Raw genomic sequence first — 24,948 nt, 5'->3', positions numbered from 1 at the left:
GGCGGGACGGTACCGAACTCGCGGCCTGCTCGCCGCCCCTGAGTGGTTTCGGGATCGTGAGGAGTTCGGCCTACGGGAGCGAAGCCGAACTCCTCACGATCGTGACGTGCGTACCGGTAGCGGAGACTTTCAGCGGCCGGGGGTCACGGTGACGGACCGGCCCGGCTTGAGCGCGATCCGGCGCCGCCAGGTCCCCGCACGTACCTCGGTCTCGGTGCCGCCGACGCTGCGGATCGTTGCGCTGGTCACCTTGCCGTTGCGCCAGGCGAGATCGACCTCGAAGCCGCCTCGGGCGCCGACGCCGGTCACCTCGCCGTTGGGTGCCCAGGCGTCCGGGAGCGCGGGCAGCAGCTCGATCACGCCGGGGCGGGAGTAGAGCAGCATCTCCAGCGCCGCGGCGGCACCGCCGAGGTTCGCGTCGATCTGGAAGATGGTGTAGCTGCCCTGGCTGTACATGTCGAACAGGTTGGCCGAGGTGCCGTTTCCGTTGTTCATCGAGGGCCGCAGCACGGTCAGGTAGAGCTGGTAGGCGTTCTCGGCGTCCTTGAGCCGGGACCAGCACAGCGACCGCCACGCGCAGGCCCAGCCGTAACTGTCCATGCCCCGGGCGGTGAGCAACGCCCGTACGCCGTCGATCAGTTCCTTCGGGCTGGTGTCGGTGTTGATCCGGTCGCCGGGGTAGAAACCGATCAGCGGGGAGAGGTGCCGGTGCGTGGTCTCGCCGAGGTTCTCCGGGGTCATCCACTCCTCCAGCCAGCCGCTCTTCGGGCTGACCCTGGGCAGGTAGAGCCGGGCCTGGAGGTCGGTGACCTCGGCGGCGAAGTCCTCGTCCCGGCCGAGCACCTCGGAGGCGACCTTGATCTGCTGGAACAGGTCCCAGGCGAGTTCCTGGGCGTACGTGATGCCCTTCGCGTCCGGGCCGTGCTCGGGAGACCAGGCGTTGTCGTCGATCAGCACCTCGCGGGTCGTACCGTCCGGCTCGGTGACGGTGGTCGGGATGAGCCGGGCCTGCCAGAACTCGGCCGCTCCCTTGAGCACCGGATAGATCTTCTCCAGGTACGCCCGGTCCAGGCTGTACTCGTAGTGCCGCCACAGCGAGTTGCACAGCCAGGCGTTGCCGGACGGGTGCCAGACCCAGCCGCTGCCGCCGTGGATGTTGGTGGAGAACGCGACCGCCCAGCCGGCCAGTTTTCCGCTGCTGTTGCGGAACCGGTTGCGGGGGTCGTTGTACAGCCGCCGGGTCACGTCGGTCCAGACCGGCAACTGGGACACGCAGTAGTCGGCCAGGGCGTGCCCGGTCTCGCCGAGCCCGGCCGGGTCTGCCAGCCAGTAGTTCATCTGGATGTTGATGTCGGTGTGGTAGTCCCCGTACCAGTCCGGGTTGTTGTTGTGCACCCAGATGCCCTGGAGGTTCATCGGCAGGCGGTCACGGGAGCCGGTGATGTTCAGGTACCGGCCGAACTGGACGTACATTGCTTCCAGTTCCGGGTCGGGGGTGGTCGGGTCGGTGTAGCGGACGGCAACCCGTGACCAGGTGTCCAGTGCCCGCTGCACCTGGCTCGACTCGCCCAGGCGCAACCGCATCCGGTCGTAGAGCCGCCGGTAGTCGGCGACGTGCGTGGCGAGCAGGCCGGCTCCGGGGATCCGGGCGGCCGAGGCGATCTTCGTACGGGCGAGCGCGAGCGGGTCGACCGCGGGATCGCGGAAGTTCTTCGCCGCGTCACGGGAGTAGTCGGTGCCCCCGCAGATCACCACCAGCAGTTCCCGGCAGCCCTCGAAGGTGACCTTGGAACCGTCGGTCCCGATCCGGCCGCCGGTGCCGACCGCGGTGACCGCCGCCGCGTACCGCAGGCCGTTGGGCAGGGTGCCGTCGAAGCTGGCCTGGCTGCCGGCGGCCGTGGTGGTCTCGCCGTGGGTGCCGACCAGGGACACGGCGCCGGTGTGGGTGCCGCCGCCGGACTGGGTGAGCCGCAGGACGATCACGTCGTCGGGATGGCTGGCGTAGATCTCCCGCCGGTAGTGCGCCTTCCCGATCCGGTAACTGACCGACACGATCCCGTTGCTGAGGTCGAGGGTGCGGCGGTAGTCCGTGTACGTCTGCGGGTTGTGGCCGGTGAGCGCGACGCGTACCTGGGCGAGCAGACCGAAACTGCCGAAGCCGTTCCCGTCGTACGGGAGCTGTCCGTCGCTCTGGAGGGTGTCGTTGCGCCCACCGGTCCAGAACGAGCCGTCGGTGAGGTAGACGACGTCATCGGCGGGGTTGCCGCCGGTCAGAGCACCGAGTCGACCGTTCCCGATCGGCAGGCCCTCCCGGATGATCTGGTCCTCTTTCGCCGGTGTGCGGTACCAGAGCGTGGTGGCCTGGGCGTCCGGGACGAGCGTGGCTTCGGTGGGACGGGCCGGGGCGGCGTTCGCGGCGAACGGGCGGGCGCCGGCGATCGCGAGACCGGCCCCGGCCGCACCGGTGAGGCGGAGGAAGTCACGACGGGACGATTCGAGCACGGTGGTTTCCCTTCCGACGCATTCATCGGATCTCTACCGGCTGGATCGGGACTTTGCGGGATCCGGCGGACGACGTGGGCCATCATCGATCCGATGTTTTCATAAATTATGTCGGGCGTCCGGGGATGTCAACAGCCGCTGCCGGCCCTCAGCGCCTGGTGCGGACCAGAGACAGGAGCTGGCTGTGGGTCTCCGCGTCGGCGGCCACCACGAGTCCCCGGCCTCCGGGTCCGATCGGGGCGCCGTCGATGCCGGTGACCACGCAACCTGCGGCCCGGCAGATCGCGATCCCCGCCGCGAAGTGCACGCTCCCGGAGAGGTCACCACCGTCGGTGACGTACGCGGCACGCTTGCCGGCGGCGACCCAGGTCAACGCCAGCGTCGTGGAGACGACCCGGGGCCGGAACCGTGCCACGAAGTCGGGGTGGGCCATCAGCTCCACGGCCCGGAATCCGGGCGCGTTCGGGAACGGCGGATCCAGGTTGACGTCGACCAACTGGGTGGCGGGTGTGGGGGTCAGGGGTGCGTCGAGTCCGTTGTGGCGTACCCGTGCCGTCTCACCGTCGGTGAAGAAGATCTCGCCGCTGAACGGGTCGGCCACCGCTGCCGCACCGTCACGCAGTGCCACGTTGACCGCCACCAGCATGTTCCCGACGGCGTAGTTCAGGGTGCCGCAGAGGGGATCCACCAACCACTGACGTACGGAGTCGGCCGCGCCCTGCTGCCCGCCCTCCTCGCCGAGCACCGCGTCGTCGGGCCGCGCCGCCCGGATGACGTCGAGGATCGACCGCTCGGCCGCCACGTCGGCGGCGGTGGCGAAGTCCCCGGCGCCCTTGTCGATCCGGGTGAGCCGCTGGCCGTACATGCCGCGCACCACCTCGGCGCCGGCACCTGCCGCGGCTATCGCCACCCCTGCATCATCGGTTCCCGTGAACGAGTTGATCATTTGTGCAGCATATCGGGGCAAAGCCGCTGCACTCCGGCCGCACGAGCGACCGGGCCGCCGTATTCGCGGTCCAGGACGGGCCGATGCGATCTTGTGCTGATGCGTACGGTGATGCCGGCGTCAGCGGGATAGTCCTTTTTGGAGCCATGTGCTGTCGACGACCGCTCTGGTGATCGACTGTCGGCGGCGGTACAGGTGGCCACCGGGTGACGACAACACCCGGGTACCCGCCGGTCAGGGCACTCTCCCCCGACGCGAAGCGGTCGTGGCCACTCCACCCCCACGTTTCCGGGGTCGTCTCGGGAGGCGATTTTCCCGGTTCCCACACCGTAGTGGCCCGCGTCGGGACCCGTTGCCGGGGCGCAATCCCCTGTGACACGATCCGCTCAGATGATCGTCCCCTATCGATGTAGGAGGTGCTCATGACCCGGATGCTGCGGCACGTGGCGGCTCGCCTGGTGGGCAAGCCCCAGGTCAGCGGACGTTACCCGTACTGGTTCTACGGCTACGACGAGAACTAGTCCGGCGCCCTGCCACTGCCAGGAACGACTCCCACCACGACGACGGAACACACAGCGATCACAGGATCCCCGGACGGGGATCCTGTGATTCTCTCTTGGGGGGCCCGGATGGCACACGTCAAGGAGACCAGTCGACCGCCGGGTCCGCGCGGGCACTGGCTGATGGGCAACATCCCGGCGTACGACAACGACCGGATCGGGTTCCTCCGGCGCTGCCACACGGAGTACGGCGACGTCTTCTCGTACGACGAGCGGACCGTGTTCGTGATCGACCCGGACCTGACCCACGACGTACTCGCCCGGACGAACCAGGACTTCGTCACGGAACTGGCACCGTTCGACACCCGACGGGACGTCGAGCAGGCCGCCCGGCAGGGCAGCTCCTGGATGTCCGCGCGCCGTACGGTGTGGCCGGGGCTCAACCACTCCGCCTCTGTCACGGCGGACAACCGGACCGTCGAGATCCTGGACGAGGTGACGGACTCGGTGACCGGTGCCGAGTGTGACGTGCTCCCCCTGATGCGTACGTTCACCGCCCGGTCGATCTCCGAGTACTGCTTCGGTCCCGACTCCACCGAGATCCCCGACCTGCTCGCCGAGAGCCTGGACGTCACCCGGCCGTTCTCCGGCACGTCGTACCAGTTGCCCGCCTGGCTGCCGCTGCGCCGCAACCGCCGCTTCTTCCGTTCCCACCGGCACACCATCGACACCCTGACCGGGATCGTCGCGCGGCGGCGTGCCTCCGGTACCGGGGCGACCCACGGCGACCTGCTCTCCCTGCTGCTCGCCGCCGATCCGGGGATGCCCGACCGGGCGGTGATGTCGACCCTTCGCGGCATCCTGATGGGCGGCCACGGTGTCCCCGCCGCCGCGCTCGCCTCCATCGTCCGGGAACTGGCCCGCCAACCTCGACTCACCGCCGACCTGCGCGCGGAGGCGAACGGGTCGAGCGGCGGTGACGCCCGGCCGGCTGCGCGGCTTCCGCTGGCCGAGGCCGTGGTCAAGGAGGTCCTCCGGCTCTACCCGCCGGTGTGGCTGATGACTCGCACTGCCAGTACGGCCACGACTCTGGGCCGGTGGTCGCTGCGCCCCGGGGACGACGTGCTGCTCAATCCGTACCTGATCCACCGGGACCCACGGTGGTGGCAACGACCGGACGAGTTCGACCCCACCCGCTGGTTGACCGGACGACCGGCGCCCGGTGTGGCGTACCTTCCGTTCGGTGCCGGTCCACGGGTCTGCGTGGGGTCGGCACTGACCATGCGGCAGCTCACGCTCGCCACCTCACGCCTGGCCCAACGCTTCACCATCGAGTCGCCGAACGCGCAGACGGCCGACCCGGAGTTCCTCGGCCGGCTCGCACCGGTGGGGCTCCGGGCACGGTTCCTACCGGTCACCGGTTGACGCCGGACCGCGCTCGCCGTTCGGGCGGCGACGCGCAGGACCGGTGGCGGTCAGCGGATGCTGGCGCCGTAGACGTGGTCGACGGTCATCACCATGAGCACCCTGCGGTCGGACACCATCACCGACCGGTACTCGTCCCAGTCCGGGTGCTCCCCCGCGGCGAGGCGGTAGTAGTCCACCAGCGCCTCGACCTCGGGACCGTGCGGGTCGGATCCCGGACCGGTCAGGGTCGCGACGCCCTCGGCGGTGGCCCACTCGCGGCCATCCGGGCTGGTGACCTCCAGTGTGGCCCGAGGATCACGACGCAGATTCGCCGTCTTGGCCCGCCCCTCGGTCATCGACACGTAGAGGACACCGGCCTGCCGGTCGTAGAAGGGCATCACGGGGGAAAGCTGGGGACGGCCGTCAGCCTTGATCGTCGCGAGCACTCCCAGCCGGCTTGCGGCCAGCAGCGTACGTGGGTCGAATGGTGTGGCGGTCATGCGCGTACCCCCGAGGGTCGTGATGGTCCTGACAGAATCATCAACGCTCAGACCGGTGTGAAGGTCAAGGGGAACGAGCGTGCGACGGCCGGGGCCGGTCAGCGGGCCGGGTCGTCGGGGCTGCCGGCATCCCGATCGGTGGGCGACGGCTCAGGGGCCTCGACCGGGCGCAGCCACTGCCAGAGCAGGAACGCGAGGCCGAAGAGCAGCATGGCCAGCCCGGCCCAGAGGTTGATCCGTACGCCCTGGGCCTTGGCGATCTCGGCGTCGGAGTCGAACAGACCCATCCCGGTGACGATCACTCCGTACACCAGGAACAGCCCACCGATCACCCGGCGCAGGTCGAACCGGCGGGCGGCGGCCGAGCGGCGCTCGGCGTCGGTCGGGTCGAGCGTGTCGGTGCTCGGCTCGGTGTTCTCGGGCATCGTGTCCACCTCTCTCAGAGGACCAGCAGGTAGAGCAGACCGGACAGGGCAAGGGCAATGCCGCCGAGCAGCAGCGGCGAGCGGTACCAGGCGGCGTCACCGGCGAGCACGTCGCCCTTGAGGTCGACCCCGCCCAGGCCGTAGACCAGGCCCCGCAGGTCGTCGTCGCGCTTGGGCACGCCGAACGGTGTCAGCACCGCCGCCACGATCGCGACCAGGACAAACGCCACCCCGGCGCCCCAGAAGCTCTCCTCCAGGTCGGAGTCGAACTTGAGCACGTCGGCCAGGTAGAGCAGGTAGGTGGCGAGCGAGCCGACGGTGCCGGCGAGCAGGGACCAGAAGCCGGCCCAGGCGGTCATCCGCTTCCAGAACATGCCGAAGATGAAGGTGGCGAACAGCGGGGCGTTGAACAGGGAGAACAGCGTCTGGATGTAGTTCATGATGTTGCTGAAGCCGGCCGCGATGAAGGCCGTACCGATGCCGACGACAACACCGCCGATGGTGGCGATCCGGCCCACCCGCAGGTAGTAGTCGTCGTCACGGTCGCGTCGGACGTAGGACTGCCAGATGTCGTACGTGAAGACGGTGTTGAAGCCGCTGACGTTCGCCGCCATCCCGGCCATGAAGGAGGCGAGCAGGCCGGTCACCGCAACCCCCAGCACCCCGTTGGGCAGCAGGTCGCGCATCAGCAGCGGGATCGCGTTGTTGTACTGCAACGCACCGCTCTCCGCCCCGAGCCCCTGCACCGTGATCAGGGCGATCAGGCCGGGGATGACCGTCACGACCGGGATCAGCAGCTTCGGGTACGCGGCGATGATCGGCGTACGCCGGGCGGCGCTCATGTTCCGCGCGGACAGTGCCCGCTGGACCTCGGCGAAGTTCGTGGTCCAGTAACCGAACGACAGCACGAAACCGAGGCCGAAGACGAGCCCGATCCAGTTCGCGCCGAGCGGGTTGGCGGAACTGCCGGTGTCGGCCCAGGTGTGCAGCCCGGCCTCACCGAGTTCCGAGGAGCGCACCGCGTCGAAGAGCCCGTCGACGCCGCCGACCTTCACCAGACCGATCACGGTGATCGGGATCAGCCCGGCGAGGATGACGAAGAACTGGAGCACCTCGTTGTAGATCGCCGAGGTCAGCCCACCGATGGTGATGTACGCCAGCACGATCGCCGCACCAACCACGATGGACAGCCAGAGCGGCCAACCGAGCAGTGCCTGCATCACCAGCGCGAGGGCGTAGAGGTTCACCCCGGCGATCAGCACCTGGGCCAGCGCGAAACTCAGCGCGTTGAACAGGTGAGTCGGCCGGTTGAACCGCAGCCGGAGGTACTCCGGAACGCTGCGGACCTTGGAGCCGTAGTAGAAGGGCATCATCACGATGCCCAGGAAGACCATCGCCGGTACGGCACCGATCCAGTAGTAGTGCAGGGTCATCATGCCGTACTGGGCGCCGTTGGCGGCCATCCCGATGATCTCCAGCGCACCGAGGTTCGCCGCCACGAAGGCCAGCCCGGTCACCCAGGCCGGCAGCGACCGGCCGGAGAGGAAGAAGTCGGTGCTGTTCCGGATCGCCCGGCGGGCCATGAAGCCCACCCCGAGCACCGTGACGAAGTAGAGCGCCAGGATCACGTAGTCCAGCGCGTTCATGTTCAGTCTCAGGCCGCCATCCACGCCGCCACCCCTCCTTCACCGGCACCGCACAGACCGGCGGCGCGGGGCGGCTACTACCCGAGGTGAGAAGTTTTCACTCCTGTCTGGCGGATCACGGTGCGGTGGCGAGAGTTCAGGCGGTCACAGGCCGGCGGACCAGGTGAGGATCTGGTCGACGTGCGCGCGGGTGAGGCCGACGGCGGGGTCGGCGGCGACCAGGATGGTCGGTGCGCTCCGGTTGTCGCGCCAGGTCCGGGCCTCGTGGGTGTGCGCGTCGTCGATCCACGCGGTCGGCCGGTCCTGGGCCAGTGCGGCGATCAGCGGCACCTTGGCGTTCGGATGGAACGGCACCGGCGGCATGGTGAGCACGGGCAGCGGGGAAATGCCCAGCAACGGTACGAGGAGGCGGTTCGCGTCGTCGTTCCAGCTGGTCGCCCAGGTGACGTCGAAGGTGGCGGTCAGCTCGGTGATCCAGGCACCGTGACCGGGGTTGATCCGGATGGACTCCTCGCCCGGAAACAGGTCGTGTTCGGAGAAACCGGCGGGGCAGGGGCCGTCGAACGGGTTCAGCACCCCATCGATGTCGAGGAACAGCAGGGGACGGTTCATCTGATCAATTGTGGCCGGACCGGCGACGGAAGTGGTGCCACGACGGCCGCCATCAGGACCAACTGCGTACGCGTTCGGACATGGGCGAGCGCCGGTCGGACAAGCTCTCGCTCGTCCGACCGGCGCTCAGGCGCGAAACGCCACCACGGGAGATCGGCCATCCTCCCCGCGGTTCGGATCAGGCCGTACCGGCGCGCATACCGCCGCGACGGCGACGGACCACGGTCAACAGGACCAGGACCACACCGAGGAGCAGCAGCCCGGCACCGACGCCGAGCTGGCGACCGAGCGAGCTACCGGTGACCGGCAACTGGCGGTGCACCACGGTCAGCACGACGCTCGCGCTCAGGCCCGACTCGCGACCGGTCGCCGTGATCAGCCAGGTGCCTTTCCAGTCCGCGTCGAACGTGATCTGGAACTCGCCCTGGGCGTTGGTCACCGCGACCAGCGCCGGCGGCGGTCCCGACGGGTACGCGACCGGCACCATCGCGACGGTCGTGCCGTTGTCCTGACGGACGGTGGTCCGCTCGACGGCACCGGCCGCCGCCGCCTGTGGCGTGAAGACGATGTCGACGGTCTCGGTCGGGCCGTAGAACCGGCCGAACAACGTCACTTCCTCGCCGATCGCCACGGCCGACTCGCTCAGAGTCAGCACCGGCGGCTGCGGCGGATAGGGCGGTTGTGGTTGGGCGGCCGCCGGGCTGGATGTCATGGTGGCAAGCGCGCCGGCCATGACGAATGCCGCCATGGCCGAGGCGACGATGCGGGTGAGCCGCATGATGGATCCTCTCTCTACTGTTCACACGTGGTTGCAGGATTGACACGGGTGGTCCAGGGTGTGGCGCCGGGCGTCAGCCACAGATCTGCGGTGCCGGTCCGGGTCACCGGGGTCAACAGGTCGACCTCCAGTTCCCGGGTCTTGCCCGGTGGGATGTCGACGCTGAGGACGGCGACCCGCCGCCCTCGTTCCATTCCGGCACCGATCGGGGTGGCCGCGCCGTCGAGCCGGGCGCGTACCGGGGCGCCGCCGACCGGGCTGAAGACGTAGGCCACGACTCGGTTGCGGTACGGGTCCCCGGGAAGCTGCAGGCCGAGTACGGAATCGCTGAGGCCCTTGCTCGGCGCGGTCGAGCCGATCGCGAGCCGGAGTTTGAGTTCACGCCGGCCGTCGGGGCGGCAGCCGCCCACGGTCAGCTCGGCGGAACGGGTCAGGTAGTAACCGAGCTTCGACCCGGTGCCGTCGTTGAGGAAGGCCCCGACCGTCGGCACCGCCTCCTGCTCCGGGAGGACCCCGGCGACACGGGTGTCGACCAGGTCGTCCTGCTCCTGCTGGTGGGCGCTCCAGAACAGGATCCGCCGTTCGTCGACCGCCCGGTCCAGTGCGTCGAGCAGCTTGCGCGGGTCGACCGTGCGGGTCAGCAGGGCGTCGAAGACCGACATCGCCGCGTTGGCGAAGTACTTGTCCTGGTCCTTGGGCGCGTCGATCCGCTCGTAGGCGTCGGAGAGCAGGGTCTTCACGGCGGTGGCCGAGGTCAGCGTCGGGTGCTTGGGCACCGGCACCGGCCCGATCGCCTCGAGCAGGTAGGACAGGGTCACCGGGTCGGTGGCGAGCACGCCGTCGACGACGGTGCCGGTCCGGCGCCGGTACATCTCACGGAACAGGGCGGCGGCGGTCGGGAAGTGCGGGGTCAGGTTCACGTCGGCCGGGTAGATGCCGAGCAGGTCGGTGTAGAGCCCGCGCATGTCCTTGTCGAGGACGCTGACCGGCTTGTCGAAGCCACCCAGTTCGGCGGCGGCGCCCTGCTTGAGGATCTGCACCTTGCCGCCCTCGGCCCGGATCACCGCGTACGCGCCGAAGATGCCGCCGGTCGAGCGCGGTTCGGCCAGGTTCTGGAAGGCGACGAGATAGGTACGCGGGCCGCCCGCGCCCAGCAGCGGCGGGAGCAGGACCGCGCCGTGGCGGGCGGTGGAGGTGAGATCGGCCAGCCGGTCCAACTCGGCGCGCAGTTGCTCGACCGCGTCCCGGACCGGTGCCTGGAGTCCGGCGGAGCGGATCCCGTCGACCCGTTCGCGGGCCTGCCGGACGGCGGTGTCGGCGGTGCTCAGTTCGGGGGCGGCGGCCTGCAACCGGGTCAGGTCGAGTCGACCGCCCTTCGGCACCAGCGTGGCCAGGTCCAACCTGAGCAGCGACGGGAAGGCGTGGCGGGCGAGGTCGTCGACGGCAACGGCGATGTCCCGTACGGCGGTCAGGTCGTCACCGGCGTACGGCGCGTGACCGGCCAGCCGCCAGGTCGGGTCGCCGGTGGCGGAGCGGGCCGCCCCGGCCTGCGACTGGAGTGCGGACAGGGTGCGGGCGGCCTGTTCCGTGTCGCCGGCGAGCACCTGTTCGCTCAGCTCGCCCGCGAGTCCGGCGGCGCTGAGCAGGTGACCCCGAGCCTGCCAGCCGCGCAACCCGAGCCAGCCGACGCCGAGGAACAGCAGGCAGGCGACCACCAGAACGGTGATCAGGGTACGGCGCAGCCCCACTCGCGACCGGGGCCGGCTGGACCGGCGTCGTGAGTGTTGCATCGGGGCAGATTCGCCCTGCGTCACACCAACACACTCCATAGTTTGGGCAAAACGACCATAAGGATGTAATTGCTACAGATCTCTATAGCACGGTTATTCGTTTCTTCGCCGTCGTACAGGCTTTTTACAGCCCATACGTGGCGGCTTGTGAGTAAAGCTCGCACTCAGCGCGGCGCTCGCCGATCCGGAGCCGTTCGTCGCGGATCGCACCGACCGGCCGCTCGTTGCACCCGGTGGGCTACCGGCCGACCGTGACGCCGGAGCAGCGAGGAGGAGACATGCTCGGCGGGGTGCTGATCGTCTGCCACGCGAATCTGTGCCGGTCCCCCATGGCGGAGTACCTCGCCCGGGAACTGCTGGCGCAGCGGCTCGGCGGCGAGGCGGCGGGCGTACCGGTCGGCAGCGCCGGCACCCACGCGGTGCCCGGCTACCCGATGCACCCGCACGCCGCCCGGGTCACCGCCGAACGCGGCACCGACCCCGAGGCGTTCCGCAGCCGGCCGCTGCACGCCGAGCAGCTCCGCGGGGCCGGGCTGATCCTCACCGCGACCAGGGCCCAGCGGACCACCTGCGTCTCGCTGGCGCCGTCCGCGCTGCGCCGTACGTTCACCCTGCGCCAGTTCGCCCGGCTCGCCGCCGCCGCGGTCCAGCAGGGCGGAACGGGCGAGCAGGGCGCGACGACGCCGGACGGGCCACGGGACCCGGTGCGCCGACTCGACGCGGCGGTGGCGGCGGCCAGCCGGGCCCGGGCCGGGTTGCAGCCTCCGGCCCGGCCCGACGACGACGACCTGACCGACCCGGTGGGGCTGCCGATCGCGGAGTTCCGTCACTGCGTACGCGAGATCGAGCGTGCGCTCCGACCGACCGTGGGACTCATCGCGGTATCCGGCTGAGTTCCTGGGTCGGTGTCGCCCCGACCGTCCGCGGATCCTCCCGCAGCGGTCCCAACTCGTCCTCGTGTCCCCCCGCCGGTGCCGTCCCGGCGCCGGTGGCGACGGGCCAGTCGACCTGCTCGGCCGCCGGCGCCGCCGGGATCGGCTCCGCCGGTGGCGGGTCGGCGACGAGGGTCCGGTACATCTCGTACTGGTAGTTGTCCGACCTGGCCACCTTGGCCATGTTGAGTACGCAGCCGAGGACCCGCGCGGAGACCGCCTCCAGCGCCTCGGTGGCCGTTGCCACCTGCGCCCGGGTCGTCTTGCCGTGCCGGGTGGCGAGCAGTACCCCGTCGGTCTGCACCGCGACCACCGCGGCATCGGTGACGGCCAGCAGCGGAGCGGTGTCGACGATGACGATGTCGGCCGAGTCGCGCAGCGCCCGCAGCAGGTCGGCCATGCCCTTGGAGCCCAGCAACTCGCTCGGGTTCGGGGGCATCGAGCCGCCGGGCAGGACCAGCAGCGACTTGTCGCCCCAGGGCTGCACCACGTCCGCGACCTCGACCTCGCCGATCAGCACGTCGGTCAGGCCGATGCCGGCCTCCAACCCCAGGTACTGGGCGATCTTCGGGCGGCGCAGGTCGGCGTCGACCAGCAGCACCTGCCAGCCGGCCTCGGCCAGTGAGATGGCCAGGTTGCAGGAGAGGGTCGTCTTGCCCTCACCCTGGACCGAACTGGTCACCGCGATCACCCGCGCCGACTCGTGCACGTCCACGAACCGCAGGTTGGTACGGAGCTTGCGCATCGCCTCCGCCCGCGACGAATGTGACGCGGTGCCGACGATCAGTGGCGCGGTGAGCGCCTCCACGTCCCAGGGGATCTGCCCCAGCAGCGGGCTGCCGGTCAGTTGCTGGAGGGTGGCGCCGTCGCGGACGGTGTTGTCGATCAGTCCGCGGAGCACGCAGAGCGCGATGCCGAGCAGCAGGCCGAGCACCCCACCGACGGCGAGATTGCGGGCCGGTCGGGGCGAGACCGGATCGGCGCTGACCCGGGGGCCGCTCACCGTCTCGATCTTCACCGGCGGTTCCTGCGCGCCGGGCGGTGTCTCCAACCGCTGGACCAGCGAGACGAAGTGCGACGCGACCGACTCGGTGAGCCGCAGCGACCGCGCCTGATCGCTGTCGGTGACGGTGGCCCGGAGCAGTACGGTGTTCGCCTCCACCCGCGCGGTGATCCGGGCCTGCACCTCGTCGGCGGTGAGCCCCACCGGCCCGTCGGCGACGATGCTCTGGGCGAGCCGGTCGCTGGTGAGCAGGTCGGCGTACGACTTCACCCGCTGCTGGAGGAAGAGGCCACCCTGGTACGCGTCGGTCACGCCCTGGCTCTGCGTGGTGACGAAGAACGTCACCGACGAGGTGTACAGCGGCTCGGTGCGTACGGTCACGAGACCGGCGGCGCCGAGCCCGACCATGACCGTCGCCAGTACGAGCCACCAGCGTTGGCGCACGACGGCAAGGTGGGTGCGCAGATCCATCAGGCCAGACCTCCCTATCTGCGGCGTTAACGGTTGATCCGGCGTGCGGGCTATTCGGTACGCCCGGAAACTCAGACAGTATGAAAAAGATCCATACCGCCTGTATTCAGCGCCGAACCGAATGTAGAGGACCGAACCGCCCTTGTGCCCGTATTCGGCCCAACACGGCCGATATTGCTACCGAGGTTTGGCGTCGCCGCGGTGGGGGTCGTGGGATTCCTCGTTGTCGAGGGACTCGCTGAGGCCTTCGGTGAAGTCGTCCCCGGGCACCGCCACCTCCTCCGCCTCGTCGAGCTCGTCCGGGCGGTTCGTGCGCTCCGGCTCCGGCACCGTCGGGTCACCGGCGAAGCCGTACTCGTTCGGCTCGTCGTGGCGAGCCCCGCCATCGGGTGGTGTGGTCATCGCTCGACCCCCTGTTCGTCGGGCCGCCCCGAGCAGTCGGTCACGGCCGCGTATGCACGGGCCGGACCGGCCCGAGCACCACTCACGGTAGGCATGGCGGAGACGGTGGGATGGCAAACGCCGGGCATTGCCCGGGTCACCCGGTCGGGCCCGTCGGCGCCGGATCAGGCCGGTCGGGAGGGGTGGCGGGCACCGGGCGGGCCGGGCCCGAGCCGGTGGCGGGGGTCGCGAGCACCGCGCCGATCACCGTACGCAACAGCACGATCGTTCCCGCCGTGGCGATGTCGGCCCAGTGCTCGGCCGAGGCGAGCCGGATCAGGCTGGCCGCGGTCAGCAGGTCCAGCAGCAACCGCAGGGCGGTACGCCAGGACCGGACCGTCAGCAGGGTCACCAGTCCGGAGAACAGGGCGGCCGCGGTGATCAGACTGATCGCCATCGACCGGATCACTGCGTGTCCCGGTGCGGAGAATCAGCGGGTGAGGTACGGCCGGCGATCTGGCGCTGTTCCTGTTCGATCTCGCGGCGCAGGAAGTAGTTCAGCGCGGTCCGGATGGTGGCGATGGCCGCCAACTGCCCGATCTGGTTGAAGCTCGGAGCGACCGCCGTACGGAGCACGTCCGCGGCGAGCTGGAATTCGAGGCCGAGGGTGAGGAACCGGCCCAGCGAGAGCCGGACGGGGGTGAAGACCGCAGCGGTACGGTGGCGCACCGCCAGCACGACGAACCGTACCGCCGCCCAGATCGCCCCGGCGAAGATGACACACGCGCCGACCGCCTCCACCACGGTGACCAGCACACCGGAGACATCGCGCAGCAGTTCCTCGGCCAACCCGGCTCCCTCGGCCCACCCGGCGTGGGGCACACCCGAGGGCGGTTACCCCACGCCGGGCCGAGTAGGCCGGAACGGGTCAGAGCAGTTCCTTCAGCCCGTCGAGCAGCAGCCAGAGGCCGGAGATCGCGAACAGGGCGGCGGCGCCGTACTTGATGACCTTTTCCGGCAGCCGACGGCCGAGCATCCGGCCGACCAGGATGGCCAACGCGTCCGCCGCGACCATGCCCACCGTCGAGCCGACCCAGGTGCCGAACCAGCCGTACTGGGTGGCCAGGGTGATCGTCGCCAGCATCGTCTTGTCGCCCAACTCGGCGATGAAGAACGCGACCGAGACGGCGATGATCGCCGACCGTTTCGTCTGCTCGGCCTTGGCCCGTTCCTCCTCGGTCAGCCTGTCGCCGCGCAACGTCCACGCGCCGAAGCCGAGGAACGCCACACCTGCGCCGAGCGCGATCCAGCCGGTGGGCAACGTCGCACCGAGCCCGTAGCCGATCGCCACCGAGGCGAGGTGGACCAGCGCGGTGGCGATCGTGATACCGATCAGCACCGGCACCGGTTTGAACCTGGTGGCGAAGGTCAGCGCTATGAGCTGTGACTTGTCGCCGAGTTCGGCAACGAAGATCACGCCGAAGCTGACCACCAGGGCAACAAAAAAGCCCTCCATGAAAACCCTTCCCGGTCGGGACCGGGTCCAGGGCGCGATCGACCTCGACCCGGCTTGAACAGCCTGGTCGAAGGTCTCGCCCGCCTCACCGTGGTGAGGCCGCGTGGCCGGATGCTTGCGCACCAGTATGTCGACCACGACATTGGGAGCTACTCCCCTTCGCGTCACCGAGCCTAACCGATCTCCCGCCCAGTCGGCCCGCCGGCCCGCCGAGCGGACCGGCGAGCCGGCCGGAGGAGGAGTCGGTGCAGGTCAGGCGACCTGGGCGAGAACCACCGCGAAAAGGTCGCGCTCGTCGGTCCAGCAGTGGCGGACGAGGAAACCGGCCGAGTCCAGCTCCGCGGTGACGCCCTCGGGTCGGAACTTGGCGGACACCTCGGTCCGCATCTCCTCGCCCTCGGCGAAGTCCACGTCGAGGTCGAGCACCCGGACCCGGCTCGCCCGGCGCGCCCGCAGCCGCATCTCGATCCACTCGTGCTCCGGGTCCCAGATCGCCACATGCTCGAACGCGGCCGAATCGAAGTCCGCCCCCAACTCCCGGTTGATCACCGACAGCACGTTGCGGTTGAACTCGGCGGTCACCCCGGCCGCGTCGTCGTACGCGGGCACCAGCACCGCCGGGTCCTTGACCAGATCGACCCCGAGCAGCAACCAGTCGTCGGACTCCAGCGCGTCCCGCATCGACCGGAGGAACTCCGCCCGCTCGGCCGGCACCAGGTTGCCGATCGTCCCGCCGAGGAAGGCCACCAACCGGCTGCCACCGGTGGGCAGCCGGTCGAGCTGGTGGGTGAAGTCGCCGACCAGGCCACGGACGCGCAGACCCGGGTACGCCTCGGCGATCTCGGCCGTGGACTGCCGCAGCGCGCTGATCGAGACGTCCAGCGGTACGAAGGTGCCCAGCCCACCGTGCCGGGTGAACGCGTCGAGCAGCAGCCGGGTCTTCTCCGACGACCCCGACCCCAGCTCGATCAGCGTCTTCGCGTCGGTGACCCGGGCGATCTCGGCGGCGTGCTCGGCCAGGATCGCCCGCTCGGTCCGCGTCGGGTAGTACTCCGGCAGCCGGGTGATCTCCTCGAACAGTTCGCTGCCCCGCGCGTCGTAGAACCACTTCGGCGGCAGCCACTTCGGTGACGCGGTCAGCCCGGTCCGGACGTCCTCGCGCAGCGCTCGGGCCAGGTCCCGCTCTTCCAGGTAGATCTCCAACGGATCCGCGGTCACGCCAACTCTCCTATCGGTCGCAGGTGCAGCTCGTCGGTGGTGGCGACGACCAGTCGGCCGTCCGGTACCCCGGCCCAGGCCGGGTCGTCGTCGAGCGGTTCGGAGCTGATCAGCACCGAACCGGGGCCGGTGCGTACCGACAGGGCGTGTCCGGCGGTGGAGGCGACCGCGGTCACGCCGTCGGTGAGCATCAGGTTCAGCCGGGATCCGGGTACGGCGGCGGCGACCATCCGTACGGTGGCGGCGATCGCCAGGTCCGGTGGGACGCCGGTCCGGAGCTGGTGCCGTACCAGGGCCCAGAGCAGTGCCGCGTCGGTGGGGGCGTCGAGGGTGAGCAGGTCCCGGACCGGCAGCCCCTCGGCCAGCGGCACCAGCGTCTCCGGCCAGCCGGGAACCGCCCCGTTGTGGCTGAACAGCCAGCGCCCCTCCGCGAAGGGCGCCGCCGCCGTCTCCACCACCGGCATGCCGACGGTGGCCGAACGGACCGCCGCCAGGACCGCCCCGGAACGGGTCGAGGCGGCCAGCGCCGGCAGGGCCGCGTCCGCCCAGATCGGGGTCGACCGGCGGTAGCGGACCGGGTCGGGGGCGTCGGCGTACCAGGCGACACCGAAGCCGTCGGCGTTGACGGTCCCGCCGCCGCGCATGTCCAGGGGCGCCCAGGACTGCCGGACCAGCCCGTGCGGCGGGTCGAACAGCAGGGCGGCCAGGGATACCGGCGGTCCGAGGTAGACCAGGTGCCGGCACATCAGCCGACCACCGGACGCGGCCGGGGACGACCGTACGGGTGCCGGTGGCTCACGCGCCGGTCTCCTCCGGGCGGGGATCCCGGGCACAGCGGAAGCCGCTGAAGATCTGCCGCCGGATCGGCAGGTCCCAGTTGCGGAAGGTGCCCCGGCAGGCCGACCGGTCGGTGCCGAACGACCCACCCCGCAACATCCGGTACGAGTTGCCGAAGAAGACCTCCGAATACTCCCGGTACGGGAACGCGGTGAAACCGGGGTAACCCTCGAACCCGCTCGACGTCCACTCCCAGACGTCCCCGATCAACTGGTGCACCCCCAGCGGCGACGCACCGGCCGGGTACGCGCCGACCGGTGCCGGCGCCAGGTGCCGCTGGCCGAGATTCGCCTGCTCCGGACCCGGATCGGCGTCCCCCCACGGGTAGCGGCGGGAGCGTCCGGTGGCCGGGTCCCAGCGGGCCGCCTTCTCCCACTCCACCTCGGTTGGCAGCCGCTTGCCGGCCCAGGCGGCGTACGCCTCGGCCTCGTAGAAGCAGACGTGCACCACCGGCTCGTCCATGATCAGGCGGGAGTACCGACCGAAACGGACGTAACCCCACTCGGTCCCGTCGTGCCGCCAGTGCAGGGGCGCGGTCAGTCCCGCCTCCTGCCGGTGCTGCCAGCCGGGCCCGCTCCACCAGCGCTCGTTGTCGTAACCGCCTCCGGTCAGGAAGGCCAGGTACTCCCCGTTGGTCACCGGCGCCGCGTCGATGAAGAACTCCGGTACGTCCACCACGTGTGCCGGGCGCTCGTTGTCGAGCGCCCAGGGGTCGGTCGAGGTGCCCATGGTGAAACGGCTGCCGGGCACCCGTACCTCCCCGGAGACCGGCACGACCGCGGGCGGTGGCGGGGGTGCGGCGAGTGCCGGTGGACCGATCCGCAACTGGTGGGTGGCGAGCATCGTCTCGTCGTGCTGCTGCTCGTGCTGGACGATCATCCCGAACGCGAACCCGTCGCTCACCAACCGACGGCTGTCGAACCGGATCCCGTCGAGCAGGTCGAGCACCTTGTCCCGGACGGTGACCAGGTAGGACCGGGCCTCGTCGGGCCGGAGCAGGGGCAGCGCCGGCCGGTCCCGGCGGGGCTGTTTGAACGCGTCGTACAGGTCGTCGATGTCGCGGCGTACCGGCTCGCGGCCACCGACGTCGCGGACGAGCCAGAGTTCCTCCTGGTTGCCGACGTGGGCGAGGTCCCAGACCAGCGGCGACATGATCGGCGAGTGCTGACGCATCAGCTCGGTCTCGTCCACCGCCTCGGTGAGCAGCGCGCTCCGGGTACGGGCCCGTTCCAATTCGTCTGCGATCCGTACCCGGAGATCCCGGTCCGATCCCGCGGAGGTCATGGTCGTCTCCTGTCCGCGGCGCCCAGTCGCCGCTGCACGATGTGGCTGATCTGATCTCGGGTCGCCGGCGCCAGGTCGGTACGGTCCACCGCCGCCAGCGCGACCCGCAGTACGGTGGCGGCCGCCCGCGCCAGGGCCGGGTCGGCCAGGCCGTGCCGGGCCGCCTCGTCCCAACGGTCGAGCACCGGCTCGCACGCCTCCCTGGCCAGGCTCAAGGCGGCGGTGTCGTCGAGCAGCGCGGCGAGCACCCCGACGGGTGCGATCCACTCGCCGGGCGGCTGTGCGTCGAGGTAACGGACCTCGAGGTAGCCGCGGGCCCGTACCGGGGGGAACAGGGTGCTGATGTGGTAGTCGAGGTCCTCCTGGGTCGGCGGCTGCGGCAGTGCGCCGCCGATCCAGTCGCGGAACGTGATCCCGTCCGGCACCCTCCAGTCCCCGTCGGGTCGCCGTACGCAGAGCAGTGGCGCGCCGAGTGCGTAGGCCGACCAGGTGGCGACCGGATCCGCGCCCGCGCGGGCCGCCGTCCAGGCCGGCCGGGTGCGGGGCGGATCGATGGCGAACCAGGCCGCCATCCGGGCCGAGGCCCAGCCGGTGTCACGACCGGCGTGGTGCCGCGCGGTCGCGAACGCGGCGAGCAGCGGTGGTCCGAGCCAGTGGAGTGCGTCCCAGCGGTCCCGGAACCCCTCCGGGGTGCCGGCGTCGAGGCAGACCTGCAGGCCGGCGGTGCTGTACATCATCGTCCGCCCGGCTGGGCCGCGACGGTCGAAGGCGGTGCGCATCGCGCGGTAGCGGGGGGTGTCCACCACCGGGGTGGGTGTGCGGTACGGGTCGATACCGCTGCGACCGAGCCTCAGGCCGGCGCTGGCCAGCAGTTCGGTGAGGCGGTCGATGTCGGCGCTGGTGTGCAGGTGCAGGGCGCGTAGGGAGCGGTGCGGGGCGGAGGAGATCTCGACCTGCCCGCCGGGCTCGACGCTGACCGTGCCGTGTCCCGGCAGCGGCGAGGATGCGCCGGCCGGGTCGAGTGTCTGTGGTGCGTGCGATCCGAGCGCGGCCCGTAATCGGTCCGGGTCGACCGGTCGGGCCGGGTCTGTACGGTCGTGAACGGTCCATTCCAGTTCTACGCCGCTGAGCATCGGTGGTCCGGTCTTGAAACAGATCTTCGCCAGGTAGCCCTCCGCGTCGGACAACTCGCGCAGGACGGGTGGCGTGTCGAGGTCGGCCGGTATCACGGCATCGATCTCCCTTCGTTCGACCGACTGGAACTACCCTTGCCGTCGTTTTCCAATCCGACCTTGACCGGCCGGGCTGTCGGGAGTGCCACCTCCTCGTGTCTACCAGACGAACTCCGTCCAGAGCGCGAAACGGATTCACGATCCGTACCCGGCGTCGGACGCGGTGTAGTCGCATCCGCACCGGAGCAGCACAACAAATTCATGCCGATCAACGCAAGCCCCTGGCGCGGTGCCGTACTCGGCTGTGGAGCAAGGCGTGACGGAGACGCGAGGTGGGTAGGGATGCAGTCGTGCTGGCTCCGGGAGTTCTCCTCAACGATCGCTACCAACTCGACGCACGGCTCGCCACCGGCGGGATGGGTGACGTGTGGCGCGGGACAGACCTCCTGCTCGGCCGACAGGTCGCGCTCAAGGTGCTGCTGCCGGCACTGGTGGCCGAGCCGGACTTCATCACCCGGTTCCGGGCCGAGGCCCGGATGATGGCCACCCTGCACCACCCCGGCATAGTACAGGTGTACGACTGCGGGGAACAGGTGCTGAGCGGGGGCACCACCGCCGACTACATGGTCATGGAGTACGTGGCCGGTGAACCGCTCTCCCGGCGGATCGAGGCGGCCGGCCGGATGGGTATCGAGCAGACCCTGTCGGTGGTGGCACAGGCGGCACGGGCCCTGGACGCCGCGCACCGCAGCGGCATCGTGCACCGTGACGTGAAGCCGGGAAACCTCCTGATCCAGCCGGACGGCACGGTGGTCCTGGTCGACTTCGGAGTCGCCCGCTCCGCCACCATGACCCGGATCACCAGCACCAACGCGGTTCCGGGCACCGCCCTCTACATGGCACCGGAGCAGGCGGCGGGCCGACCGGTGTCGGCAGCCACCGACATCTACGCACTCGGCGCGGTGGCGTACCACTGCCTCGCCGGGGAGCCGCCGTACTCGGGCAAGACCGCGCTGGAGGTTGCCGTCCGGCACCTGCACGACCCACCGCCGACCCCGCCGGCGGACCTGCCGGCACCGGTCGCCGCGCTGGTCAGCCGGGCACTGGCGAAGGCGCCCGAGGATCGGTACCCGAGTGCGGCGGCGTTCGCCGAGGCGGCCGACGCCGCTCTGGCCGGCACCGACGGATCAGTCGGTGCCGCCACCGCGCCGGTTGCCGGCCTCGCCCCGGTCGGGGGCGCGCTGGCCGGCGCCGCCATCGCTTCCCGGTCGACCGGAACGGATGGCGGCGTGGGCACGGGGACCCTGCCCGAAATGCCGGTCGTCCGTGACTTCCGGGGCGGACCCGGCGACGGGACCGGTGCGCCCGTTCCAGCCGGTGCCCGCCCGAATCGGGCATCGGGCCGCCGTGCGGTGGTGATGGCCGGGGCCGCCACCCTGCTCGCCGGTGGGGCGCTGCTGGGCGTGCTCGCCTTCGTGCGCGACGACGGCGGCAGGGGGCAGACGCCGCCGGTCAACCCGAGCGCCACCGGGGCGGTACCGGGTGCCGGCCCGAGCGCTGGCGCCGGCCAGGACGATGCCGCACCGTCGGGGCGTACCTCGAACGCGCCGGCCCCCGGCGCACCGTCCGGTCCGGCGGCGACCGGGTCTCCGGTGGCGTCGGCGAGCACGGTGCCGAGTGCCACGCCGAGCCCGGCGCCGACCTCCGCCCGCCCCACGGCGAGCCAGACCTCGTCGGAGCAGACCCCACCACCCGAGACCGACGCGCCCGCTACGCCGGATGCGCCGGCCGAACCGCAGGTCCCGGTAGCGTCGCCGGGCAACCCCTGACTCGGACGGGCGCTCCTGACCTGCACGGGCAGCCCTGCACCCGGCGGGGCGTCGGCCGTGTGACGCCGGTTCGCGGGAGGCCGGCGCGGGGTCGTGCCACCTTCGGAACGCGAGAACGCCATTAATCCTGTTTCACGCTCCTGCGCGCATAAGTCGCCATAAAGTGCGGGTTACCTGGTTACAGCCCTAGGAGCCCCGTATGAGCGTTGAAAAGCTGGTCGTCATCGGTCAGGGATATGTCGGCTTGCCGTTGGCGATCCGCGCGGTCGAGGCCGGCCTCGACGTCGTCGGCCTGGACCTGGACGACAGCCGGGTCAAGCGGCTCAGCGCCGGGGAGTCGTTCATCGAGGACATCTCCACCAACCGCCTCAACGCCGCGCTGGCCACCGGACGCTACCGACCGAGCAGCGACTACACCGACGCCCGCGACTTCGACGTCTGCGTGATCAGCGTGCCGACCCCGCTGCGCGACGGCGCACCGGACCTGAGCTACGTCGAGCACGCCGGTACGGCCATCGCCCCGTACGTCCGGCCCGGCTGCACGGTCATCCTGGAGTCGACCACCTACCCCGGCACCACCGAGGAACTGCTCCGGCCCCTGCTGGAGGAGGCCACCGGCCTGCAGAGCCCCGGCGACTTCCACCTCGGCTACAGCCCGGAGCGGATCGATCCCGGCAACCCGACCTGGCGGCTGGAGAACACCCCCAAGGTCGTCTCCGGGGTGGACGCCAACGCCCTCGCCCGGGTGGACGGCTTCTACCGGCGGATCGTCGAGCAGACCGTCGCGGTCGACTCGACCCGGGTGGCCGAGCTGACCAAGTTGATCGAGAACACGTTCCGCCAGGTCAACATCGCCCTGATCAACGAGCTGACGATGTGCGCCAGCGAGCTGGGCGTCGACGTGTGGCAGGCGATCGACGCCGCCTCCACCAAGCCGTTCGGCTTCATGCCGTTCCGGCCCGGCCCGGGGGTCGGCGGCCACTGCCTGCCGATCGACCCGTGCTACCTGTCCTGGCAGGTCAAACGGACGCTCGGTCGGCAGTTCCGGTTCGTCGAGCTGGCCAACGACATCAACCACGAGATGCCGCAGCACGTGGTCCAGCGGCTCATGGTGGGTCTGAACAAGCAGGGGCGGACGATCAACGGAGCCCGGCTGCTGCTGATCGGGCTGGCGTACAAGAAGAACACCGGGGACATGCGGGACTCCCCCGCCATCGAGGTGGCGGCCCGGCTCCGCGCGCTCGGCGCCGAGGTCAGGGCGGTCGAGCCGTACGCCGAACCGCACCACATCCCGGTCGGGGTGACCGTGGTGGACCTGACCGAGGACGAGGTCGACGCCGCCGACGCGGTGCTGATCGTGACCGACCACGACGGGCTGGACTACGAGATGATCGGCTCGTCCGCGACGTACGTCTTCGACAGCCGCAACCGGTGCGTCGGTCGGGCGGTCGAACGGCTCTGACCCGGTGACGCGTCGGGGGCGGGAACTCGAGGGCTGACCGGGCTCAGCGGATCTCCAGGCCGAGGGTCTGGGCGATGACCACCGCCTGGGCCGGGTCGATGATCGCGCCGGTCAGTTGGGTGGTGCTCGGATCGAGCGCGCTCAGGTCGCTGCCGCGAAGGTCGCACCGGACGAGGTTGGCGTGGTGCAGTTGGGCGCCGGAGAGGTCCACGTTGACGATGGCCGCCTCGGCGCAGTTTGCGGCGGTGAGGTCGATCTCGCGCATCCGTACGCCCTCGAACCTCACCCCGCGCAGGTCGGCGCCGGACAGGCCGACGAACGACCAGTCACCCCCGAACACCCGCAGTGGACGCAGGTCGGACTCGGTGAAGGTGCTGCCGACGAACTTGCAGCCGGTGAACTCGGCCTCGAAGAGGTTGCAGCGCTTGAAGGTGCAGCGCAGGAAGGCCGAGTCGGTGTGCCGGGAGGCGTTGAACTGGACGTTGCCGAAGGTGCAGTCCTGGAACACCGTGCCCCGCGTCGAGGCCTCCATCAGGTCGACGTGCAGGAAGGTGCATCCGACGTAGGTGCTGTCGGTGAACTCGTCCCCGTACCAGTCCTCGTTCCGGAACGTCTCACCCTCGATCGTCTTCACCACCAGGGCAGCCTAGTGCCGTGGTACGACAGGAGATGTCCGCAGCCGACGCCGGCAGGTGAGTTCGGGTGTACGGGTGGGGTCAACCGGCGGCCGGCACCGGCTCCGGGGCGTGCCGGGACTGACTCCGGTACCAGTCGACGGTCTGGGCCAGGCCGTCGTCCAGCGGCACCGGACGGATCGCCGGAAACAGGTTGGTGAGGCGGGTCGAGTCCGCCTGCGACTCGCGTACGTCACCGACCCGGGCGGGACCGTGTGCGACCTCGACCGGACGGCCGACCAGCGAGGCGAGCTTGCCGATCAGGGCGAGCAGGGAGACCCGGTTGCCGTACGCGAGGTTGACCGGGACGGTCGAGGTGACCCGGCGTACGACCGCGTCGGCGAGCACCTGGGCGACCGTGCCGACGTACGTGAAGTCCCGGCTCTGGGCCCCGTCGCCGTGCACGGTCAGCGGCTCACCGCGCAGCGCGGCGTCCACGAAGGCCGGGATCACGGCGGCGTAGGCGTGCCCGACCGACTGCAACGGTCCGTAGACGTTGAAGAACCGCAGCGCCAGGGTCGGCACCCCGAAGGCCGAGTGGTACGCCAGCACCTGGGCCTCGGCGGCGAGCTTGCTGGCCGCGTAGGGGCTCATCGGTCGGGTGGCGAGGTCCTCGTGCTTGGGCAGCTCGGCCACGGATCCGTAGACCGAGGAGGACGAGGCCGCGACCAGGTAGGTCCCGGCGCGGCGGCACGCCTCCAGCAGGTAGAGGGTGCCGGTCGCGTTCGCCTCGTGGCTGGCCACCGGGTCGGCCAGTGAGCGTGGCACCGACGGGCGTGCGGCGAGGTGGATGACGGCGTCCATGCCGTCCACCAGTTCGTCGAGCAGGTCGCGGTCGAGGATCGACCCGGTCACGAGCCGGACCGGGAGGTCGGCGAGGTTCCCCTCGAAGCCGGTGCTGAGGTCGTCCAGCGCGACAACTTGCCCGATTTCCGGCCTATCAACCAACTCTCGACAGGTGTTGGCACCGATAAAGCCGGCTCCGCCGGTAACGAGGACTCTCACCCGATATCCCTCTCTGCACGGAACGAGTTAGACAACCTGGACGTCGGGCGACACCCCA

23 protein-coding genes are annotated in these 24,948 nt (G+C 70.4%); 4 read left to right on the top strand and 19 right to left on the bottom strand.

Annotated elements, in window-relative coordinates; genetic code table 11:
- Window positions 1-129: 129 nt before the first annotated feature.
- Both OIE47_RS30825 and OIE47_RS30820 read right to left on the bottom strand, forming a co-directional pair.
- A complete protein-coding gene (locus tag OIE47_RS30825) occupies window positions 130-2,502 on the bottom strand; it encodes a glycoside hydrolase family 95 protein (protein WP_326558039.1) in 2,373 nt (790 codons plus the stop codon).
- A 148-nt stretch (window positions 2,503-2,650) separates the two neighbouring features.
- Window positions 2,651-3,448 (bottom strand): inositol monophosphatase family protein, encoded by a 798-nt coding sequence (locus OIE47_RS30820; protein WP_326558038.1) that lies wholly within the window; start codon window positions 3,446-3,448, stop codon window positions 2,651-2,653.
- A gap of 629 nt (window positions 3,449-4,077) precedes the next feature.
- Between OIE47_RS30820 and OIE47_RS30815 the strand changes: the two genes are divergently transcribed.
- The gene (locus OIE47_RS30815) at window positions 4,078-5,373 is read left to right on the top strand and encodes a cytochrome P450 (protein WP_326558037.1); all 1,296 of its coding nucleotides are present in this window, start codon (window positions 4,078-4,080) and stop codon (window positions 5,371-5,373) included.
- 50 nt (window positions 5,374-5,423) lie between these two features.
- Here the strand turns inward: OIE47_RS30815 and OIE47_RS30810 are convergent, their stop codons facing one another.
- From OIE47_RS30810 to OIE47_RS30785, 6 genes are all read right to left on the bottom strand, one after another.
- Complete coding sequence (locus OIE47_RS30810; protein WP_326558036.1) at window positions 5,424-5,855, bottom strand: PPOX class F420-dependent oxidoreductase; 432 nt, start codon at window positions 5,853-5,855, stop codon at window positions 5,424-5,426.
- Window positions 5,856-5,953: 98 nt separating this feature from the next.
- Window positions 5,954-6,280, bottom strand: coding sequence for a hypothetical protein (locus tag OIE47_RS30805; RefSeq protein WP_326558035.1), 327 nt, complete (start codon window positions 6,278-6,280; stop codon window positions 5,954-5,956).
- A gap of 14 nt (window positions 6,281-6,294) precedes the next feature.
- Window positions 6,295-7,926, bottom strand: coding sequence for a sodium:solute symporter family protein (locus tag OIE47_RS30800; protein WP_326563285.1), 1,632 nt, complete (start codon window positions 7,924-7,926; stop codon window positions 6,295-6,297).
- Between the two features lie 144 nt (window positions 7,927-8,070).
- Window positions 8,071-8,538 carry an HAD domain-containing protein gene (locus tag OIE47_RS30795; RefSeq protein ID WP_326558034.1) on the bottom strand — a complete coding sequence of 156 codons (468 nt, stop codon included), beginning with the start codon at window positions 8,536-8,538 and terminating at the stop codon, window positions 8,071-8,073.
- Window positions 8,539-8,716: 178 nt separating this feature from the next.
- Complete coding sequence (locus tag OIE47_RS30790) at window positions 8,717-9,316, bottom strand: hypothetical protein (protein ID WP_326558033.1); 600 nt, start codon at window positions 9,314-9,316, stop codon at window positions 8,717-8,719.
- 14 nt (window positions 9,317-9,330) lie between these two features.
- Window positions 9,331-11,106 carry a DUF4012 domain-containing protein gene (locus OIE47_RS30785; protein ID WP_326558032.1) on the bottom strand — a complete coding sequence of 592 codons (1,776 nt, stop codon included), beginning with the start codon at window positions 11,104-11,106 and terminating at the stop codon, window positions 9,331-9,333.
- A gap of 278 nt (window positions 11,107-11,384) precedes the next feature.
- Between OIE47_RS30785 and OIE47_RS30780 the strand changes: the two genes are divergently transcribed.
- Entirely contained in the window at window positions 11,385-11,999 is a 615-nt protein-coding gene (locus OIE47_RS30780; RefSeq protein ID WP_326558031.1) for an arsenate reductase/protein-tyrosine-phosphatase family protein, read from the top strand.
- On the opposite strand, the gene OIE47_RS30775 is transcribed toward OIE47_RS30780, so the two are convergent.
- The 9 genes from OIE47_RS30775 to egtA form a co-directional block, all read right to left on the bottom strand.
- Window positions 11,980-13,512, bottom strand: coding sequence for a polysaccharide biosynthesis tyrosine autokinase (locus OIE47_RS30775; protein WP_326558030.1), 1,533 nt, complete (start codon window positions 13,510-13,512; stop codon window positions 11,980-11,982). The two genes, OIE47_RS30780 and OIE47_RS30775, sit on opposite strands and share 20 nt — an antisense overlap.
- A gap of 177 nt (window positions 13,513-13,689) precedes the next feature.
- Window positions 13,690-13,914 (bottom strand): hypothetical protein, encoded by a 225-nt coding sequence (locus tag OIE47_RS30770; RefSeq protein ID WP_326558029.1) that lies wholly within the window; start codon window positions 13,912-13,914, stop codon window positions 13,690-13,692.
- A 136-nt stretch (window positions 13,915-14,050) separates the two neighbouring features.
- Window positions 14,051-14,350: a hypothetical protein gene (locus OIE47_RS30765; RefSeq protein ID WP_326558028.1), complete on the bottom strand. Its 300-nt coding sequence runs from the start codon at window positions 14,348-14,350 to the stop codon at window positions 14,051-14,053.
- Window positions 14,351-14,358: 8 nt separating this feature from the next.
- Complete coding sequence (locus tag OIE47_RS30760; protein WP_326558027.1) at window positions 14,359-14,742, bottom strand: DUF1622 domain-containing protein; 384 nt, start codon at window positions 14,740-14,742, stop codon at window positions 14,359-14,361.
- 79 nt (window positions 14,743-14,821) lie between these two features.
- Window positions 14,822-15,409, bottom strand: coding sequence for a TMEM165/GDT1 family protein (locus tag OIE47_RS30755; RefSeq protein WP_326558026.1), 588 nt, complete (start codon window positions 15,407-15,409; stop codon window positions 14,822-14,824).
- A 252-nt stretch (window positions 15,410-15,661) separates the two neighbouring features.
- Window positions 15,662-16,627 carry an L-histidine N(alpha)-methyltransferase gene (gene egtD, locus OIE47_RS30750; RefSeq protein ID WP_326558025.1) on the bottom strand — a complete coding sequence of 322 codons (966 nt, stop codon included), beginning with the start codon at window positions 16,625-16,627 and terminating at the stop codon, window positions 15,662-15,664.
- Entirely contained in the window at window positions 16,624-17,373 is a 750-nt protein-coding gene (gene egtC / locus OIE47_RS30745; RefSeq protein WP_326558024.1) for an ergothioneine biosynthesis protein EgtC, read from the bottom strand. The genes egtD and egtC overlap by 4 nt, the downstream gene beginning before the upstream one ends.
- Before the next feature lie 49 nt (window positions 17,374-17,422).
- On the bottom strand, window positions 17,423-18,748 hold the full coding sequence (gene egtB, locus OIE47_RS30740; RefSeq protein WP_326558023.1) for an ergothioneine biosynthesis protein EgtB: 1,326 nt from the start codon (window positions 18,746-18,748) through the stop codon (window positions 17,423-17,425).
- On the bottom strand, window positions 18,745-19,977 hold the full coding sequence (egtA, locus tag OIE47_RS30735; protein WP_326558022.1) for an ergothioneine biosynthesis glutamate--cysteine ligase EgtA: 1,233 nt from the start codon (window positions 19,975-19,977) through the stop codon (window positions 18,745-18,747). Before egtA ends, egtB begins: the two co-directional genes overlap by 4 nt.
- Before the next feature lie 275 nt (window positions 19,978-20,252).
- On the opposite strand from egtA, the gene OIE47_RS30730 reads away from it, so the two are divergent.
- Window positions 20,253-21,749, top strand: a complete 1,497-nt coding sequence (locus tag OIE47_RS30730; RefSeq protein ID WP_326558021.1) for a protein kinase domain-containing protein — start codon at window positions 20,253-20,255, stop codon at window positions 21,747-21,749.
- A 199-nt stretch (window positions 21,750-21,948) separates the two neighbouring features.
- The gene (locus OIE47_RS30725; protein WP_326558020.1) at window positions 21,949-23,211 is read left to right on the top strand and encodes a nucleotide sugar dehydrogenase; all 1,263 of its coding nucleotides are present in this window, start codon (window positions 21,949-21,951) and stop codon (window positions 23,209-23,211) included.
- Window positions 23,212-23,254: 43 nt separating this feature from the next.
- On the opposite strand, the gene OIE47_RS30720 is transcribed toward OIE47_RS30725, so the two are convergent.
- Together OIE47_RS30720 and OIE47_RS30715 are read right to left on the bottom strand one after the other, a co-directional pair.
- A complete protein-coding gene (locus tag OIE47_RS30720; RefSeq protein WP_326558019.1) occupies window positions 23,255-23,848 on the bottom strand; it encodes a pentapeptide repeat-containing protein in 594 nt (197 codons plus the stop codon).
- Between the two features lie 79 nt (window positions 23,849-23,927).
- Window positions 23,928-24,890, bottom strand: a complete 963-nt coding sequence (locus OIE47_RS30715) for an NAD-dependent epimerase/dehydratase family protein (protein WP_326558018.1) — start codon at window positions 24,888-24,890, stop codon at window positions 23,928-23,930.
- Window positions 24,891-24,948 lie beyond the last annotated feature (58 nt).

Source organism: Micromonospora sp. NBC_01796 (genome assembly GCF_035917455.1).
Classification (GTDB): Bacteria; Actinomycetota; Actinomycetes; order Mycobacteriales; family Micromonosporaceae; genus Micromonospora_G.
This window is presented reverse-complemented; position numbering and strand designations above follow the sequence as displayed.

Bases quoted from the DNA above. Each gene is read 5' to 3' on its own strand.
- OIE47_RS30790 (WP_326558033.1), bottom strand. From the start codon at position 9,316: ATGCGGCTCACCCGCATCGTCGCCTCGGCCATGGCGGCATTCGTCATG.
- OIE47_RS30810 (WP_326558036.1), bottom strand. From the start codon at position 5,855: ATGACCGCCACACCATTCGACCCACGTACGCTGCTGGCCGCAAGCCGG.
- OIE47_RS30820 (WP_326558038.1), bottom strand. From the start codon at position 3,448: ATGATCAACTCGTTCACGGGAACCGATGATGCAGGGGTGGCGATAGCC.
- OIE47_RS30800 (WP_326563285.1), bottom strand. From the start codon at position 7,926: ATGAACGCGCTGGACTACGTGATCCTGGCGCTCTACTTCGTCACGGTG.
- OIE47_RS30780 (WP_326558031.1), top strand. From the start codon at position 11,385: ATGCTCGGCGGGGTGCTGATCGTCTGCCACGCGAATCTGTGCCGGTCC.
- OIE47_RS30785 (WP_326558032.1), bottom strand. From the start codon at position 11,106: ATGCAACACTCACGACGCCGGTCCAGCCGGCCCCGGTCGCGAGTGGGG.
- OIE47_RS30775 (WP_326558030.1), bottom strand. From the start codon at position 13,512: ATGGATCTGCGCACCCACCTTGCCGTCGTGCGCCAACGCTGGTGGCTC.
- egtC (WP_326558024.1), bottom strand. From the start codon at position 17,373: ATGTGCCGGCACCTGGTCTACCTCGGACCGCCGGTATCCCTGGCCGCC.
- OIE47_RS30805 (WP_326558035.1), bottom strand. From the start codon at position 6,280: ATGCCCGAGAACACCGAGCCGAGCACCGACACGCTCGACCCGACCGAC.
- OIE47_RS30725 (WP_326558020.1), top strand. From the start codon at position 21,949: ATGAGCGTTGAAAAGCTGGTCGTCATCGGTCAGGGATATGTCGGCTTG.
- OIE47_RS30770 (WP_326558029.1), bottom strand. From the start codon at position 13,914: ATGACCACACCACCCGATGGCGGGGCTCGCCACGACGAGCCGAACGAG.
- OIE47_RS30815 (WP_326558037.1), top strand. From the start codon at position 4,078: ATGGCACACGTCAAGGAGACCAGTCGACCGCCGGGTCCGCGCGGGCAC.
- OIE47_RS30755 (WP_326558026.1), bottom strand. From the start codon at position 15,409: ATGGAGGGCTTTTTTGTTGCCCTGGTGGTCAGCTTCGGCGTGATCTTC.
- OIE47_RS30765 (WP_326558028.1), bottom strand. From the start codon at position 14,350: ATGGCGATCAGTCTGATCACCGCGGCCGCCCTGTTCTCCGGACTGGTG.
- egtB (WP_326558023.1), bottom strand. From the start codon at position 18,748: ATGACCTCCGCGGGATCGGACCGGGATCTCCGGGTACGGATCGCAGAC.
- OIE47_RS30795 (WP_326558034.1), bottom strand. From the start codon at position 8,538: ATGAACCGTCCCCTGCTGTTCCTCGACATCGATGGGGTGCTGAACCCG.